This is a genomic window from Halomonas sp. SpR8 (assembly GCF_031010195.1).
Taxonomy (GTDB): Bacteria; Pseudomonadota; Gammaproteobacteria; order Pseudomonadales; family Halomonadaceae; genus Vreelandella.
Genome location: NZ_JAUAMC010000006.1, coordinates 285623 through 301875 on the forward strand (window position 1 = coordinate 285623; position 16253 = coordinate 301875).

The following is a 16253-nucleotide window of genomic DNA, read 5'->3' on the forward strand; positions in this document are numbered from 1 at the left end:
ATGGAGCCAACCTGTGAAGGCAGCACTGTACATGACAACGCTCGGTTCTAGAGCGATGTCCCAAGGTCTTAACCGAGGTGTGATGGTCCACGTTCTGACGCCTCTGATGCTACTGTTGATGTTGACGATGATGAGTGGTCATGCGCAGGCCCAATCCGGTGAGCGTGCTCTCAGTCTGGAGGTTGGGCAAGGGCGCATTTTACGGTTCGGCCAGGATGTGGCTTCTGTGTTCGTTGCTAACCCGGAGGTTGCCGATGTTCAGGTGGTGTCACCAGGTGTTATTTATTTATTCGGCAAGCAGTATGGTGATACCAACCTCATCGCGCTTGGCCCTGACGACAGTACCGAAGCCTCCATACGCCTAGAGGTCAGTGATAGCGCTCAGGGAGCTAATCGGGCTTTACACGCCGCCGATGCTGACACGCCGATTCATCTGCGGATGGCTGGTAACCAGTTGGTGGCCGAAGGAAAAAATCAGAGTGTCAAAGGTGCCCTTGTCACTCAAGCCACACTTGATCGCCAGGCGCCGGGAGAGGGCGCGGCGCTGAATAACTCCACCTACGAGGGTGCCACTCAGATTAATCTGCGCGTTCGTTTTGCCGAGGTGGCCCGTGAGGAGTTGTTGGAGTATGGCGTCAGTTGGAGCGCTCTGATCAACAACGGTTCACTCTCAGTGGGTGTTCTCCCAGGTTCCATGGCCAATGCCTCGTTTGGCACCGTGGGCAGCGGAGTGGATGGCGTCGATGGTCTACTCCAGGCGTTGCAGCAGAACAACCTGCTGCAGATTCTCGCGGAGCCCAACATTACTGCTGTTACCGGCGAAACCGCCAGCTTTCTGGCTGGGGGGGAAATCCCCATTCCGGTACCGGTCGGCAATGAACTGGTCGGCATTGAGTATAAGCAGTTCGGGGTATCGCTAATGTTTACGCCGGTCCTGTTGCCTAACGAACGCATATCGTTAGAGGTACGACCGGAGGTCAGCAGCTTGACAAGCAGCGGTGTCGAGATCGGTGGCACTAGCGTGCCGGGGTTGCAGGTGCGCCGCGCGGATACCGTGGTTGAAGTGGCAAGTGGTCAGACCTTTGCTATCGCCGGGCTATTCCAGCGTGATGCCTCCAACGCCATTGAGCGGGTGCCTGTATTGGGTGACCTGCCGATCCTTGGAAATCTGTTTCGGTCACGTCGTTTTCAGCGCAATGAGACCGAACTCGTTATTCTGATCACTCCTTATATTGTCGAGCCAGTGACTCAACCATTACGTACGCCGTTGGCTCAAGGGCGGGCTGATAACGGCCAATTGCAGATTAATGGCGAAGCCCTCCCCCGGCAGACGATGCGGGACGATCCCTTCGGCTTCTATCTACAGTAAGAGCGAGGAGCACGTGATGATAACGATAAAGTATCAGGCTATTTGGCGGCTAGTGCCTCTGCTCCTGTTGCTGGGAGGGTGTTCTTCATCAATGGGACCGATGTCTTGGGATACGGGCTACCAAGCGACTGGCGTCGACGATAATACCGAAGAGGGGCTTTTGCTTGCTCCTCATCTCTGTCATTTGCCGGCCACAAAGACTGGAATCGTGACCCTACCTCCAGGATGTGCGAACGATCTTAATCTGCAGTTCATGGTTGAACGGCCGCGGGATCTGCTGCACGGACGAGACATGGGCCCGTCGAGTGCGGAGCCGTTGGCCCGAGCGGCTCGGGAGCGGCTCTCTGATCGCGAGCACAGTCAGCGGCGGCGACAACGACTGAAGGAAGAGGCGAGGGGAGGGGGCAGCCATGCCACGACGAGCGATATGTAGCTGTCGCCTCATTAATATCCGGCGAGCCCGATGGCACGAGCCTGTTCGCCAGTGTCGGGCAAGACACGAATCTGCTGGGCTTGTTCGATTAGTGATTGGCGCTGTGTTGCTGGCATATCGGGAATTTCGATCGTTTCTGCCAGTTGGGTATCGCCAGCTAATACCAGAATCAGAATCAGACTATGGAAATGGCGATCCTCGGCCAGAGGGGAAGATGCGACATCGCGTATTTGGGCTACTGCAGCGTCGTGCTGTCCAGCCAAGGACTGGGCCAGCGCCAAGTTGGTCTGTGCGTCGGGTACGTTTGGTGACAGGTCTGCTGCGCGCGAAAAGGAAGAGACTGCGGTTTCGCTCTTGCCCAGCAAAGCCTGAGCGGCGCCCAAGCGGCTCCAGGCAGTGGGTGTGTCGAGTGCCGGTGCTGCCTTGCGTAGGTTGCGCAACGCGCTTTCGACCTTGTCGAGCCGAAGTTGGGTCGATCCAAGACCGAGCAGGGCCGTTGGGGCGTCGATGTTCTTTTCCAGTGCGGCCCGATACGAACGCAAGGCTCCCTGCAGGTCGCCGCTAGCGAGTCGCGCGTCGCCGAGGCGGACGTTGATATCGACGTCTTCATTCGATAGCTCGGCTGCACGCTCATAGAGAGTGGTTGCGGTGGCATAGTCACCTTGGGCAGCGATGTCATCGGCCAAAGACAATAATCGAGACTCTTCGGCTTGCTCAGTCGTGGTCGCGCAGGCAACTAGCAACGAGCAGGACAACAGGGTGGGAAGGCGTATGCAGTATCGCATCGACATTGGACGCTCCATGATACGCCTTGTGGCGCATGGTAGAAAAAAGTGGGTGCTCTATGTTTAAGAGTATTGAGCCACCGAACCTGGAGCTCGTCAACTGGGGCCGAGGTCGCGTGATGTGCAGGTTTTGTATGTTTTTAAGGCTGGCTAGAGAGCCTACCAAGCGTCAGCTATTACCCATATTGCCATGCATTAAAGGTGGACTTTTTATGGTCTACGTCATGCTGCTATTGCCTGCCGTAACGTGGGCGGCTGACGAGTCGAATGGGGCCGCTGAATGGATGGAGCACGAATATCGCTATTTGATTGTCGAGCAAGATGTTCAAGATGTGTTGAAGGAGTTTGGCAGGAATCTCGCACTCCCTATGGAGGTTTCTCAGCGGGTCGAAGGTGATGTTCGTGGGGATATAAAAGCCGAGACTGCCAGGGGGTTTCTCGAACAGGTGTGTGCCGCCAATGATCTAGCGTGGTTCTTCGATGGTGGTGTGTTGCATGTTGCCACGCGGGAAGAAATGACACAGCAATCATTCGAGCTGACTGACATCGATAGCCAGCGATTGATGGAGGATATTGAAGGCTCAAGTATTGGCGACCCTATGCGATCCAGGCTTGTGAATGGTGGTGATACGTTACAAGTATGGGGTATGAAAGCCTGGGTCGACGATGTGGCGCAGCGCGTCGAGCGCTTGCGTCAGCCGGCGCCCAGCAGCGGTGGTGGAGTGACGGTATTTCGAGGCAGTATTACCACGCAGACTGCCGAATGATGAGCAACCCGAATGGGAGGAAGTAGATATGGCAACGGTAGACGGAGTGAACGCCCCGAATGGCAATGAGGGACTGGGGCTCGATCAGCAAAAGAACTTTGACGAGGCTGTTGAGAATGCCAAGGTCACCGAGATTGTCGGTGAGGCCGTGAGCTCATTGGCCGTGTCGCATTTGATGGGCTATGCAAGCGATATGCTTAAAGAAGAAGGCTGAGCGAGTGGCCGATAATTCGGTCAAAAATACCAGCGAAGGAGCCTAGATTATGATTCCTACAACGACGATAGGCGCTGCGACCCCTCCTGGCGGGGGCGGCACAGAGGCGCTGGCGGCGCAGAACCTATTCGAACACATGGCGCAGCAATCTGGGGTGACGCTGCAGGCGACCACCCCTGCCGAGTTGGGCACCAGTATTTTGAATTCACTGGAGGGTCCTCTCGACAAGGTGCAGAACTTCTCCAACAAGTTGCAGGACAGTGATGCCATGCGCCCCTCTGGCGGCGAAGATGTGGCGGGAGAAGGTGGGCTAGAGGATATGCAGTTTGACCGCATGCTCGAATCATTCTCCACCATGTTCGATCACGCGACCTTGACGAAGCTGATGTCGTCTTGTGCTTCTCAAATGTCCGGCGCTTGCAAAACCCTGCTACGAGGACAGTGACACTTGCTTTCCAATCAACGCATGACGGGACCCTGGCTGAATGCCGTGCGGCTTCTGGCGGTCGTGGCTATGTCGCTTTTGCTTCAGGCATGTGACACGGAGCTCTACACCGATCTTAGCGAGCGTGAAGCCAATGTTATGGTAGCGAGCCTAGCGCGGCATGGTATACCAGCAAATCGGGTGGTTCAGGAAGAAGGTGGTATGACTGTCACCATCGACGAGGATCATTTTTCGGAGGCGATCAGTGTTCTTGATCGCCTGGGTCTCCCGGGACAGACGTTTTCTAATCTTAATGAAGTCTTTGAAAGCAATAGTTTGGTGTCCTCGCCGGTACAGGAGCGCGCGAAGATGATCTATGCCCTCAGCGAAGAGCTCTCCCATACGGTATCGCAAATCGACGGAGTGCTCTCAGCTCGAGTGCATGTCGTTCTGTCCGACAACGATCTGCTGGAAAAGAACAGTACGCCGTCGTCGGCTTCGGTATTTATCCGCCATTCGCCCTCTCTCGAGATCGATCCCATGATCCCAAGGATCAAGACGCTGGTTGCCAATGGCATCTCGGGGCTTGATTACGAAAGCGTCTCGGTGGTTCCGGTCGCCGCGATCACCCTCGAGGTGCCGGTCGGCGAGGCACAGGCACCTTTGCACTCGTTTCTTGGTATCGCCATGCCGGCCTCCAGCGTGACGCGCGCTGTTTGGCTCTTCAGCATATTGTTGGCGCTCGTCCTGGGATTGTCAGGTGCTCTGGGTTGGCTGCTCTGGCGGAAGCGGCAACGTGGCACCTATGACTTGAAGGAAACACCGCCATGACGACTGATAGTGAGCAGTTTGCCCCATGGCAAGCGTTTATTGAGGAACCGACGCAGTATGTCGCCCTGAAATGGCTATGCGCCGAACTGGAAAGCGTGGCCGACGATACTACCCAGGCAGCCTTGGCGCGACATCCACGCTTCCAACAGCGCCTGGGAGAACAGTTAGCGCGCCGGCATGGCTTGTTGCCGCCCGAAGCGTTACCTGTGCCAGAGGTGAACGATTTGGTGCTATTCAAGTTGCCGCCCGAAGCCGGTGAGGATCTGGTGCGCTACTGCGGCATGATTTGCCACGCCAGGGCGTTCGTACACGAAATTCGCGCAACTCGCGTTGTCGAGCTTAAGCAGCGCTTCGGCGAGCTGCCGTACAGAGCTGCGTTGAGTAATCGCGACGTGGCGCTTCACCGTCATAAATATGCCGATGACGATGCTTTGGAGCATGCCGTGAAACGCGATGGCTCCGCCTGTCTTGCTGCTTGGATGGCGAGGCAGTCGGCCGGGGTTACTGATTGGCTGCGTCTAGGCGTGTTGGGAAACCCTTGTCGAGCTGACGCCGAGCCCAGTGAGGAGGTGCATGAACATGGGCCTGACATCGTGCGTCGTGCGTCGGCGTTCATGATTGAACACGTCGTGGAGGAGACAGAGTGAACGAGTTACCGCCGTATCCGGGAAAAACTATTCTGAAGGCAGCGGAGGCCGCTGCCTGGATCGACGGTTACGCCTTTCTCGAACAAGTACGACGGCAAGCCGACGGCATCGCGGATGAGGCCCGCCGCACTTCAGAGAAGGCCTACTTAGAGGGCTTTGAAGAAGGTCGGCAGGCTGGGGAGACACAGGCTGCAGAGCTGCTGACGCGAACGACGCAACACGTGAAAACGTATTTGGCGGGGCTGGATCAATCGATGGCCGACCTTTGTTTGCAGATGGTGCGACGCATACTGGGTGAGTTCGATGATGCCGAGTTGATCGGTTATTGCGTGCGTCAAGCGCTCGACGAATATCGCCATGACATGGCGGTAACGGTGCGCGTTGCGCCGGATATGGTTGCCCAAGTTGAGGCTATATTGGCGGAGAGAGACGGCTCCCTGGATTGTCATGTGGAGGGTGATGCCCAACTGGATGCGAGGCAGTGTCTGCTAGTCAGCCCTGTGGCAGTGGTCGACGTGGGAGTGGACGCACAACTGAAGGTGTTGCGTGAGGCGCTGTTCGACCATGATGCAGGGAGAACGTGATGGCGCAAGGCCCTGACATTGATTTTGACACTCTATTGCCGCGTCTCTCTGAGCGCGCCGCCCAGGCTGAATTAAGGCCAGTACGTGGCCGGGTGCGGCGTATCCTTGGTCAATTGGTGCATGCTAGCGTCGACGGTACCGGCATCGGCGAGTTGTGCTATTTACGCGATCCGATTAGTGGTCGAAGCGTGCCCGCAGAGGTCATCGGATTTGAGGCCGAAGATGCCATCCTCTCGCCTATCGGCGATCTGTTCGGGATGTCGACCCGGACCGAAGTGATCGTCACCGGTGCTCCGCAGAGTGTGCCCGTCGGTGAAGCACTGCTTGGGCGTGTCGTCAGCCCGCTCGGTGACTTCATCGACGGAGCACCAAAGCCACCCACCGGCGCCTTGAGTGACTACCCGGTTCACGCTGCGCCGCCTGCGCCACTGTCAAGACAGTTAATAAAGCATCCGCTGGCTTTAGGAATTCGTGCCATCGATGGCCCGCTCACCGTTGCGCGTGGTCAGCGCATAGGGATCTTTGGCGAACCCGGAGTGGGCAAGTCGTCGCTTATCTCCGCCATCGTGCGTGGTAGTGAAGCCGATGTCATTGTTTTGGGATTGGTCGGCGAGCGGGGACGCGAGGTGCGCGAGTTGCTGGAAGTGCAACTGGATGCTGAGGCCCGCCGACGCACGGTGTGCGTAGTGGCTACCTCGGATCGGCCTGCTATAGAGCGTGTTCGGTCAGCGATGGTCGCCACCAGTGTGGCAGAGTATTTTCGTGACCAAGGGCGCGATGTCTTGCTGTTGGTCGATAGTATCACTCGCTTCGCTCGCGCGCAGCGCGAGATCGGTCTGGCTGCGGGAGAGCCGCCGACGCGTCGGGGCTTTCCGCCCTCGTTCTTTGCAGCCTTACCGCGTTTACTAGAGCGCTCCGGGCCGGGCGCGCGCGGCAGCATAACCGCTTTGTACACTGTGCTCACCGAGGGGGACGGGACTCTCGACCCCGTGGCTGAAGAGACTCGGGCGATTCTCGACGGGCATATAGTGTTGAGCGCCGATCTGGCCCGCCGCGATCACTTCCCGGCTATCGATGTGCTGGCCAGCCGCAGCCGTCTGATGGACGCAGTGGCCAGCGAAAACCATCGCCGTGACGCCGGTCGACTGCGAGATCTTCTGGCGCGTTATCAGGATGTCGAACTCTTGATCCAGGTGGGTGAATACCAACGGGGACAAGATGCCCTTACTGACGAGGCCGTGGACAAGCACGCCGTCATAGAGGCTTTTCTACGCCAGTCCAGCAATGAGATTAGTGGGCTGGAGGATACCCTGCAACGCTTGAGCGAGATTTTGTCATGAACGAACGCCAACAACTTGAGAAGCTACGAGCGCTACGGGAGAGTCGCTTGCGCCGGGCTGAATACGCCCTGGCAGAGCAGAGGCGCCGCTGTCAAACCGATGCGGAGAACCTAGAGGCGCTCGATACCACGCTCGCTGAGCAACGCCGTGCCTTCGATCATCAAGAGCAGGCGTGGTTCGACTCCTCTGGAGAGAATGTGCTATCGAAGACCGCGTTTGAGGACATGCGCCAAGGCATCAATGTGCATTATCGCCGTCAAGCAGTTCTGGAGGAGGTCCGTCATGAGGCCGAGCAGGAGCAGTCCCGACAATTGACCGAGCGTGACCGACTTGCTGCCGAGTGGGTGCGTCGGATGCGGAGTGAACGTGCCCTGGGAAAGCTGGTGGCAAGGCGGCACGACGCTGAACGCTTCCGCGATGAAGCGCATGCCGAACTGGAAGCCGAGGATGCTGTGCCGCGAGGTGCGCGTTGATGATGAGTGGAGAGGCGTTTCTTAACAGCAAAAAAACGTTGGAAGAGGCTATCCCAGATAAACTGATTTCACCACGCTTGCCCCGCCTGCCGACGGATACCGTGACGATATTGAATGTTATGAGCCGTCCGCGGGTTCCTCTAGCCATGTCGCTAGGGGGGACCCCATTGCGTTGGCTTCTGGATCCTGGGGCACCTCCCGGCGTGGGCACGATAACGATTGGAATCGTCCTGGGTGAGGAGCCGGCGAGGTTGACTCTCGACTCTGCGGCGCTGGCGATGCTGGTTGCACCTCTATCGCTACGCCGGTCATTGCAGGATTGCACGCCTGAAGTGCGCGCTTTATGGCTGGAGTATGCGCTACTCGAATGGCTCGAGCCCTTAGAAGCGCGACTGGGGAGCACGATTCGCTTTAATAGTCATGTTGTTGATAAACCAGGAGATCTGCCAGTACGCCTTGCCCTGCGGTTAGAGAGCGAAGAGCAGCGTGGCTGGCTCTCGCTGTCGCTATCCCCATCGTCTGCCTTAGCGCTACATCCCCTGCTCGATGCCCATTGCCCGGTGGCGCCCAAGGCGTGTTCGGCCGTGGTCTGGCCACTGCAGTGGGTTGCTGGATGCCAGACGATAACCCTTGCCGAGCTGCGTGGCCTGAACCTGGGGGACGTGGTCATGCTCGACAGGCCTGGCCCGGAGACGGCGGAGATCGGTGGCACCCTAATGGCTGAAGTGGCCGCACATCGGGACGGTATGCAATTGCGGTCCCCGTTTCATGTTCTTACACGAGGAGATTTCAATATGGCCCACCCTCCTGACGAGGCCCATAAGGATGCCGGCGGCACTCCGCAAGCCCATTTGGATGAGACAGCGCTGGATCGACTGCCGGTTCGATTGGTCTGCGAGTTTGGTCGTCTCGAGCTCTCGCTAGGCGAGCTTCGCGAGCTTGATCAGGGCAGCGTTTTACCCCTGTCACGTCCATCGGAGGAGGCCGTAGATTTGGTGGTCAACGGTAAGGCCATGGGGCGCGGGCGCTTGGTGGAGGTCGGCGATGGGTTGGGTGTGCAGATCGTGAGGCTGGTTATCGATGAATGAGTTCGAACCCGATTTGATCGGGATCGTTGTCCTTGTTGCGTCCTTGGGCTTGCTGCCGCTGGCAGTTGTCACCATGACCTCTTTCCTCAAGATCGCCGTGGTACTGTTCCTCATTCGCAATGCGCTGGGGGTTCAGCAGACACCGCCGAACCTGTTGTTGTACGGCATTGCTTTGGTGTTGACTGTCTATATCACCACGCCGCTGGTAGGGGAAATGTTCTATCAGCTAGAGAATAGCTCAGCGGGATTGAGCAGCATGGAAGAGATCCAGGCGACTGGCGAGGTTTTGCGCGAGCCGCTAAAGGAGTATCTATCGAAGTATGCCAATGAGCGTGAACGAGCCTTCTTCCTGGATGCCACTCAGAATATCTGGTCGGAGCAAGCGCGGGAGAATGTTAAAGATGACGACCTAGTGACGTTAATTCCTGCCTTTGTCACTTCGGAACTGACGCGTGCTTTCGAGATAGGGTTCCTGATTTATATCCCGTTCTTGGTCGTCGACTTAATCGTCGCTAACGTTTTGATGGCGATGGGAATGGTGATGGTGGCTCCCCCCTTGATCTCGGTACCTCTGAAGATCTTTCTGTTTGTCGCTGTCGACGGCTGGTCCCGGTTGATGCACGGGCTGATCCTCAGCTATGGGGGGTAGCGATGACAGAAGGTATTTTTCAGTCGCTGATGAGCGACGCCCTGTGGACAGTGTTACTGCTATCGGCACCGGCGCTTGTGACGGCGATTGTGATCGGCTTTGGCATCGGCTTGTTCCAGGCGCTGACGCAGATCCAAGATCAGTCGCTACCGCAGTCGGTGAAAGTGATCGTGGTAATGCTGGTGCTGATTCTGGCGGGACCTTTGCTGGCTGGGCAGCTGATCAATCTGACGGATCAGATATTGAATAATTTCGCGTCATGGACGCGCTAAGCCAATGTTCGTCGCCACAATAATGGAACCCTTCCTCAGGAGTGGTGATGGCGTACGATGAACTCACCCGCATACTGATCGAGCAGGTCTACCCTGTATTGGTGGCTGTCGCTATTGGTATGGCCCGTGCTACGGGCGTGATCTTGATTACACCCGTATTCAACCGCCTCGGTTTAACCGGTCTGATACGCGCCGCCGTCGCCCTAACCCTAACCATTCCCATGGTACTGCCTATCCTCGAGGCATTGTCGACGCTGGGAGATACAACGGCTTTCACTATCGCCGGTCTGCTCTTCAAAGAGTTATTGATCGGTTTGCTTCTCGGCATGGTGTTTGGCATTCCATTCTGGGCGGCAGAAGTAGCGGGCGAAGTGGTCGATCTACAACGCGCCTCAACCATGGGGCAGTTGCTCGATCCGAGTGGCGCAACCCAGTCCAGTGTCACTAGCACGCTATTGGTGATCATGCTGGTGGCACTGTTTTTTGGTAGTGGCGGCTTTCTAGTGCTGCTCGACGGTTTCTATAGCAGCTATTCATTATGGCCGGTGGAGGCCTTTATGCCCACGCTGGAGACCCGGACGGCCCTGGCAATGCTTGGCTTTCTGGATCAGGTGATGCGAGTCGGTATGCTGATGGTGGCACCGTTGGTCATCGCTATGCTGGTTGCCGACCTAATGCTTGCCTACTTGGCGCGCATGGCGCCTACGCTCAATATGTTCATCTTGTCGCTACCGATCAAGAATCTGTTGTTCACCTTTCTTATGGTGCTCTATCTCGTCTTCTTGGTGCCACAAATGTTTGCCGAATTAGGGGCGCTGGATGATTACTATAGGCGCTTTGAGTCATTGGTCGGCTCTGTGCCCTAGCACCGCCTCTCTTGGGAGTTTGTAATGAGTGAGCAGCCAAGCGAGGAGAAGTCCCTCCCCGCATCGGACAAAAAACTTCGCGATGTCCGCGAGAAAGGGCAAGTAGATAAGAGTAGTGACATGGTTACTGCTGTAGTCATGCTTGGCTGCACTCTCTATCTATTTGTGAGTGCCGGGATGATTGAAGCCCGGGTACGTAGCCTTATTACCCTCACCACTCGGCTCTACCTAGAGCCCTTTGACACCGCATGGCCACGCCTGGTAGCAGTGGGAGTCGAAGTTCTGGTGTACTCGATCCTGCCGCTGATTGTCATCACCGTTGTCGCCGCCGTCCTGACCAACATCCTCATCATGCGCGGCATGCTGTTCTCTATTGAACCAATCAAACCAAAATTCGAACACATTAATCCCGCCGAAGGGGTCAAGCGGATTTTTTCCGCGCGTGGGATGATAGAGTTCTTCAAGTCACTGCTCAAAATTGTCACACTCGGTGTCGCTTTCCTCGTGGTGTGTCGGCTAGGCTTGCAAGCTTTAATGGAGTCGGCTCGCTGTGGTATGGGTTGCCTAGAGGGTATATTTCTGGCCCTGCTCAAGCCGTTGGTCATCACTGCTCTGGTTGTGTTTCTAGTGGTTGGATTGATTGACGTGAAGATGCAGCGCTGGCTGTTCCGCCGCGATCAGCGCATGACACGCTCCGAGCAAAAGCGTGAGCGTAAAGATATAGAAGGCGATCCAGAAATCCGCAAAGCTCGTCAGCGGCAACGTCGCGACACCCATGGGGTATCAACCCGTACTGGGGTGGAGCAGGCGTCGATCATGATCGGTGCCGAAGGTGACTGGTTGGTGGGTATCCGCTACGTGCGTGGCGAGACGCCGGTGCCCGTAGTGGTCTGCAGGGCGGCACCCGAAGATTCTGCCTCGCTGAGGCGCAAGGCAGAGGAACGCAGGCTGAAGGTTGTGGAAAACCGTGAACTGGCCGGCCGTATAGGTCGGCGTGCCGGTAACGGTGAAGCGGTCCCTGGCGATGTTTTTCAATCAGTAGCCGATATTTTGGTTGCAGCTAAGCTCATCTAGTAAGTTTTGTTCGGAGCCCTCCAACGATGTATGACTAGCCTGATAGCTGCGCTGACGCTGAACTCAGCAGATACGCTACCGAGTTGGGCTTAACACGTACAGCATATTGCATTTTCAAAAACCTTAGCTACGCTTAAACATAAGGGATTTCAAGTTTTAAATAAAAATGATCAACATACTCAGTGATGACTCATTTGATCGAATAAAGGGCAGCCATCGGTCACAGCACAGCGGCTTTGAGCGTGTTAGCAAAGCGCTAGCGTCGTTTTGCCACGAGTTATTTAGCAGATCGCGTTGCCCACAACTGACATTACATCTTCAAAAAATAATTTAGGACTGGTTAATATGTCTACTGCAATCGGATCTATCAACAACTCGCAACGGCTCTCTAATCCACTCGGCGACGAAACGTCCGACCGGCCAAAGTTCTCACAGTTTTTAGAGGGAGCGCAGGAGTTCCCTGATTCTTTCACGCATCTATCTTCTTTCATTAAAAGCCACAAACCAGAGGGTGAAGAAGGTGAGGTGAGTGACAAGGGTCAGGAGATGCTTGATAAGTTAGTGGGCGATGATAGCGACTATGCACCGTACATGGAGGGAAAGCCGGAGCTGGTAACCGAAGACGAGCTTGTGTCCAAAGATAAGATTGAGTACGTCAGCCAAGAATATGTCGGCGGTGGCGGCGTCACCCTCTCTTATTGGTTTGATATGCTTGAAGTCAGAACCGAGAATGGCGATAAGTTTTTAGTGCAGAAAGACATTACACCGGAACTCTATGAGCAGGTTAAGTCGGTCATGGACGGTGGTGACGCAGACCGGCTGGGCAAAGACAATGACTGGGCGGATGCGGATATTCCGGACGATGATAAAGATTGGTTATCGACCAAAAGTAATCAAGACTTTGAGATTATAACTCCCGGCTCTGATGTGCCTACGCCCAAAAGCTTCAACGACATTTCATATTCTGACCATGGTGATCCTGAGCACGATTTTCATTCGGGTATTCAGATAACGCTGGATGATTCGGACGCAATGTGGGCTGAGGGCGGTACACTAATTTATAAAGACAGTGAAGGAAAACGTTTCGCTGTCTCTGAAGAGTACACACCCAAGGTTTACGACCAAGTCAAAGACCTTAAAGAGGTATGGGATAAGGTTGATGAGAAAATCAGTGATGGTGATTATAAGCTGTTTTATGGCAGCGATGATTCGCCGGTACTCAGCGGTGATAATGAGGTTGACAGTGTCACCGATAAAAATGGCAATCCTGTGGAGGGGATCAAGCTCGTTACTAAAGATGACGAGACATACGTTGTTCTCGAATCTAAGACGCCGCATCAATTTGACACGATTACCTCCGATGCGGCATATCAGCAGCTAGGGGATGTTGACGATCTTTTTAAGGACAAAGACCTACCTGCGTCAGATGAAACCGATATCATGCAAGCGGAAACGACCGAGGATGGAAAAACCGTTGCAGAGCTCCATCAGGAGTACATGCAGGAAGCTTACAAGGATGCGCCCGACGACTCCAAAGAGGCGAAGTATCTTCGCTTGATGGAAGCCCAAGGCATGTTGCAAGGCAACTTCCAGTACCTGCCTTACCATACAGGGTTCGGGCGGTATGACAATGCTGATACTGAATATGCTGAAGAAATGTCCGAGCTCAAAGCAGCCGATGCCCGTGGCATGCTTGACGAAGAAGCGCTAGGCAATGAATTGTCGGATCTGCTGGCCGATGAAGACATTATGGCAGACAGCGAAGATTTTCTCGACAAAGCGATTGATAAGATAAAAAACAAGGATGAATTGGAAGATAAAATTGCCGATAGCATGCTGGATGATAATTACCTCAAGGCCATTGAAGAGCTAAAAGAGAACGGCAATGTCGAAGGTGCGGCGACCCGCTTCGCCAATGATATGCAAAGCCTTCAAATGCTCAGCCCGGATCGAGCCGAAGAAGTACAGAATACGCTGAAATTCCAAGATGCCATCGGTGGGCTTAACGAGATCTTTGAAGGTGGCGTCGATGCTGTGGGCGATGAGAGCCTCGGTAATGCATCAGGGGATGTTGCTAGCACCTTATTAACTGTCTTGTCGACCTCTATATTGGGGACTAAGCGGGGTGTCGATGTATATAATAAAATTATCAATGGCGAAAAAGTCGACGTTACTCCGGAAGAGCAAAAACAGCTAACCGCGATCAAAAATTCTCACAAAGCGCTGACTGAGCTGCTCGACGACCAGGCCCGCGAAATTCTAGACACCAGTAAAAAAGGAAAAATCGAATACAAATCAATCACTGCCGATGAGATTGATCGCGCGATTGACAAGGCCAATGTTCCATTAGATCAACGTAAAGGAGTGGCCGGTGTCCTTGGCACATTAACTAAAACCGGTGCCCTCGCCTCTGCAGGTGGTCTAGTCTCCATGGTCGCGGGCATCTATAAGATGTCTGATGGCGGCTTAAACATGGGGGATACCCCTGAGGAGCGCATGGAAGTGGCGCGCAATTTCCTCACGCTGGTCGGTACTACTCCCTCGTTGGTCAGAATGACCGGTGAAACCTATAAATTACTGTCCGGCCAGCCCGACTTTGCTGACACTCTTGGGCTGGATAAGAATCTGAAAGAGACTGTTTGGGAGAAACACTTCGAAACCAAGTCTTCTCCTAAGGCACCGCCATCGACACCGACTAAACCCGATCTTCTCTCAATGGATCTTGGTGAGTCATTCACGACCAAGGATGTATGGAATGAAGTGAATAAAAATCAAAACCACTCGGTCGATTCTATTGATAAGGTGATTTCCGGCCTCCCTGACAAGCACAAGGAGGAGGGAGACGACCTTCGGGAACGCATTAACAAAGTGGCCGATGGTATAGGTGGACCGAATTATGTTAATAATCCAGATCCAGACAAGATTGGTATAGACAAGATTAATTTCGACAAGATTGATCCAGCCAAGAAGTTTCAGTGGGCGGGCGGTGCGCTCAATGCCCTGGGGGGGATAGCGGATGCGGGTGGGGGCGTGCTTGATATCGTATTGGGCGCAAAAGGGCTGGAAAAGCTATCAAACGACGGCGGCGAGCCCATTGAGTTTGCGCAAAAAAGTCTGCAGGTAGGGTCCGGCTCTTTCGTGACGACCATGGGGCTAGCGTCGGCCGCGTCCAGCTTCGGCATTGGCCCGCAGATTGCTACCAAGATAGCCGCAGGCGCGGGGCTGGCGGGGGTGGCGCTCGGTTTCGTGGGTGCAATCCTGTCCGGGGTGATGTCGGCACTTGCGGATAAGAAAAATGCGGGTATCACTAAAGACATCGAAAATGTATTTAATGATTTGTCCGACGATGGCGTCACCGAAGATGATTGGGGCGATAAGTTCAATTTTGCTATCCACACCGAGTACAACAAGTCGGTTTACCATGAAGGTAAAATCGATGCGATCTTTGAAAGCTGGTTCCCTGAAGACACCCCCACGTGGGAGGCGCAGCCCGAGGTGTTTGAGGAGTTCACCGAAACAGTGGCCGAGGATAAGGATGGGAGAATCAGCGAGATGTGGCTGCGAGATAGCTTTGACGACGACGCCCTTGTGATGCATGAGTACGGTGAAGAGTTTTATGACGAACACAGAGACAAGATTGAACTCATTAGCCGGAAATGGACTGATTGGGACGGTTCGGACGATATCGTCAGCCGAAAAGATCTTGAAAAACGGCTTGAAAAAGATGATACGACAGAGGAAGAAAAAGAGGCTATCAACTTTCTTTTGGAGGATGACGGCTTTTTTGAAGTGCTGGACTATTTCAGCCTGCTAGGGGGAACCAATCGCGGGTGGAAGGGCGGCAGCCATAAAGGGGGCGATGAAAAAATTGGTAGTCAGGATCTCAACGAGTGGCGCCATACGTGGATAGACAAAAAGTACGATGAGCACGTTGAAGAAAGCTATGGCGAGAAATTCTATAATGATAATGCTGACAACATAGAGTATCTCAGTGATCGATGGACTAAGTGGGACGGGTCGGACGATATCGTAAGTAGGGATGATTTTGAAGAGCGTCTAGATAGCGATGACACGTCGGAAAAGGATAAAGAGGTTATTCGCTGGCTTCTCGAAGAAGAAGAGGGTTTTTTCCGTGTTCTTGATACTTATAAACACGGTAACAAAGAAGATGACAAGATAAGTAGTAAAGACTTGAACAAATTTCGAGAAGAAAGAATGTCATGAGTAGCGCTTAAGGTTAGCGCTCAGAATATTGTGTCACTTCACTCTTCTACACAAAGTGAAGTGGCACATGATTCAACCAACTTTTAAATCCTGAATTCAACTAATAAGTGCAGCACCTGCGGTTTCTAGTGCTCCTGAGTATTCCCCTAAGAACACTTGAGCTGGGGTTCGGTATCCCAGCCGTTTCCTTGGTCTATCGTTCAGCTTATTGAC

16 protein-coding genes are annotated in these 16253 nt (G+C 54.4%); 15 read left to right on the forward strand and 1 reads right to left on the reverse strand.

Annotated elements, in window-relative coordinates:
• Positions 1 to 13 precede the first annotated feature (13 nt).
• Positions 14 to 1369 (forward strand): type II and III secretion system protein family protein, encoded by a 1356-nt coding sequence (locus QT230_RS14015; RefSeq protein ID WP_308322527.1) that lies wholly within the window; start codon positions 14 to 16, stop codon positions 1367 to 1369.
• Between the two features lie 444 nt (positions 1370 to 1813).
• On the opposite strand, the gene QT230_RS14020 is transcribed toward QT230_RS14015, so the two are convergent.
• Positions 1814 to 2593 (reverse strand): tetratricopeptide repeat protein, encoded by a 780-nt coding sequence (locus tag QT230_RS14020; RefSeq protein ID WP_308322528.1) that lies wholly within the window; start codon positions 2591 to 2593, stop codon positions 1814 to 1816.
• A 206-nt stretch (positions 2594 to 2799) separates the two neighbouring features.
• Between QT230_RS14020 and QT230_RS14025 the strand changes: the two genes are divergently transcribed.
• The 14 genes from QT230_RS14025 to QT230_RS14090 all read left to right on the forward strand — a co-directional run bounded on the left by QT230_RS14025 (position 2800) and on the right by QT230_RS14090 (position 16040).
• On the forward strand, positions 2800 to 3354 hold the full coding sequence (locus QT230_RS14025; RefSeq protein ID WP_308322529.1) for a hypothetical protein: 555 nt from the start codon (positions 2800 to 2802) through the stop codon (positions 3352 to 3354).
• A 28-nt stretch (positions 3355 to 3382) separates the two neighbouring features.
• The gene (locus QT230_RS14030; protein ID WP_308322530.1) at positions 3383 to 3568 is read left to right on the forward strand and encodes a hypothetical protein; all 186 of its coding nucleotides are present in this window, start codon (positions 3383 to 3385) and stop codon (positions 3566 to 3568) included.
• 49 nt (positions 3569 to 3617) lie between these two features.
• Complete coding sequence (locus QT230_RS14035) at positions 3618 to 4013, forward strand: hypothetical protein (RefSeq protein ID WP_308322531.1); 396 nt, start codon at positions 3618 to 3620, stop codon at positions 4011 to 4013.
• 3 nt (positions 4014 to 4016) lie between these two features.
• The gene (sctJ, locus tag QT230_RS14040; RefSeq protein WP_308322532.1) at positions 4017 to 4823 is read left to right on the forward strand and encodes a type III secretion system inner membrane ring lipoprotein SctJ; all 807 of its coding nucleotides are present in this window, start codon (positions 4017 to 4019) and stop codon (positions 4821 to 4823) included.
• On the forward strand, positions 4820 to 5470 hold the full coding sequence (locus QT230_RS14045; RefSeq protein ID WP_308322533.1) for a hypothetical protein: 651 nt from the start codon (positions 4820 to 4822) through the stop codon (positions 5468 to 5470). Before sctJ ends, QT230_RS14045 begins: the two co-directional genes overlap by 4 nt.
• Positions 5467 to 6054 (forward strand): type III secretion system stator protein SctL, encoded by a 588-nt coding sequence (gene sctL / locus QT230_RS14050; protein ID WP_308322534.1) that lies wholly within the window; start codon positions 5467 to 5469, stop codon positions 6052 to 6054. The genes QT230_RS14045 and sctL overlap by 4 nt, the downstream gene beginning before the upstream one ends.
• Positions 6054 to 7394, forward strand: coding sequence for a FliI/YscN family ATPase (locus QT230_RS14055; RefSeq protein WP_308322535.1), 1341 nt, complete (start codon positions 6054 to 6056; stop codon positions 7392 to 7394). The genes sctL and QT230_RS14055 overlap by 1 nt, the downstream gene beginning before the upstream one ends.
• Positions 7391 to 7867, forward strand: coding sequence for a hypothetical protein (locus tag QT230_RS14060; RefSeq protein WP_308322537.1), 477 nt, complete (start codon positions 7391 to 7393; stop codon positions 7865 to 7867). Before QT230_RS14055 ends, QT230_RS14060 begins: the two co-directional genes overlap by 4 nt.
• On the forward strand, positions 7867 to 8955 hold the full coding sequence (gene sctQ / locus QT230_RS14065; RefSeq protein WP_308322539.1) for a type III secretion system cytoplasmic ring protein SctQ: 1089 nt from the start codon (positions 7867 to 7869) through the stop codon (positions 8953 to 8955). Before QT230_RS14060 ends, sctQ begins: the two co-directional genes overlap by 1 nt.
• Positions 8948 to 9604 carry a type III secretion system export apparatus subunit SctR gene (gene sctR, locus QT230_RS14070; protein WP_308322541.1) on the forward strand — a complete coding sequence of 219 codons (657 nt, stop codon included), beginning with the start codon at positions 8948 to 8950 and terminating at the stop codon, positions 9602 to 9604. Before sctQ ends, sctR begins: the two co-directional genes overlap by 8 nt.
• Positions 9605 to 9606: 2 nt before the next feature.
• Entirely contained in the window at positions 9607 to 9876 is a 270-nt protein-coding gene (locus QT230_RS14075) for a flagellar biosynthetic protein FliQ (protein WP_308322543.1), read from the forward strand.
• A gap of 47 nt (positions 9877 to 9923) precedes the next feature.
• The gene (gene sctT / locus QT230_RS14080) at positions 9924 to 10742 is read left to right on the forward strand and encodes a type III secretion system export apparatus subunit SctT (protein ID WP_308322544.1); all 819 of its coding nucleotides are present in this window, start codon (positions 9924 to 9926) and stop codon (positions 10740 to 10742) included.
• Positions 10743 to 10766: 24 nt separating this feature from the next.
• Positions 10767 to 11816, forward strand: coding sequence for an EscU/YscU/HrcU family type III secretion system export apparatus switch protein (locus tag QT230_RS14085; protein ID WP_308322545.1), 1050 nt, complete (start codon positions 10767 to 10769; stop codon positions 11814 to 11816).
• A 345-nt stretch (positions 11817 to 12161) separates the two neighbouring features.
• Entirely contained in the window at positions 12162 to 16040 is a 3879-nt protein-coding gene (locus tag QT230_RS14090) for a hypothetical protein (RefSeq protein WP_308322546.1), read from the forward strand.
• Positions 16041 to 16253: the final 213 nt, after the last annotated feature.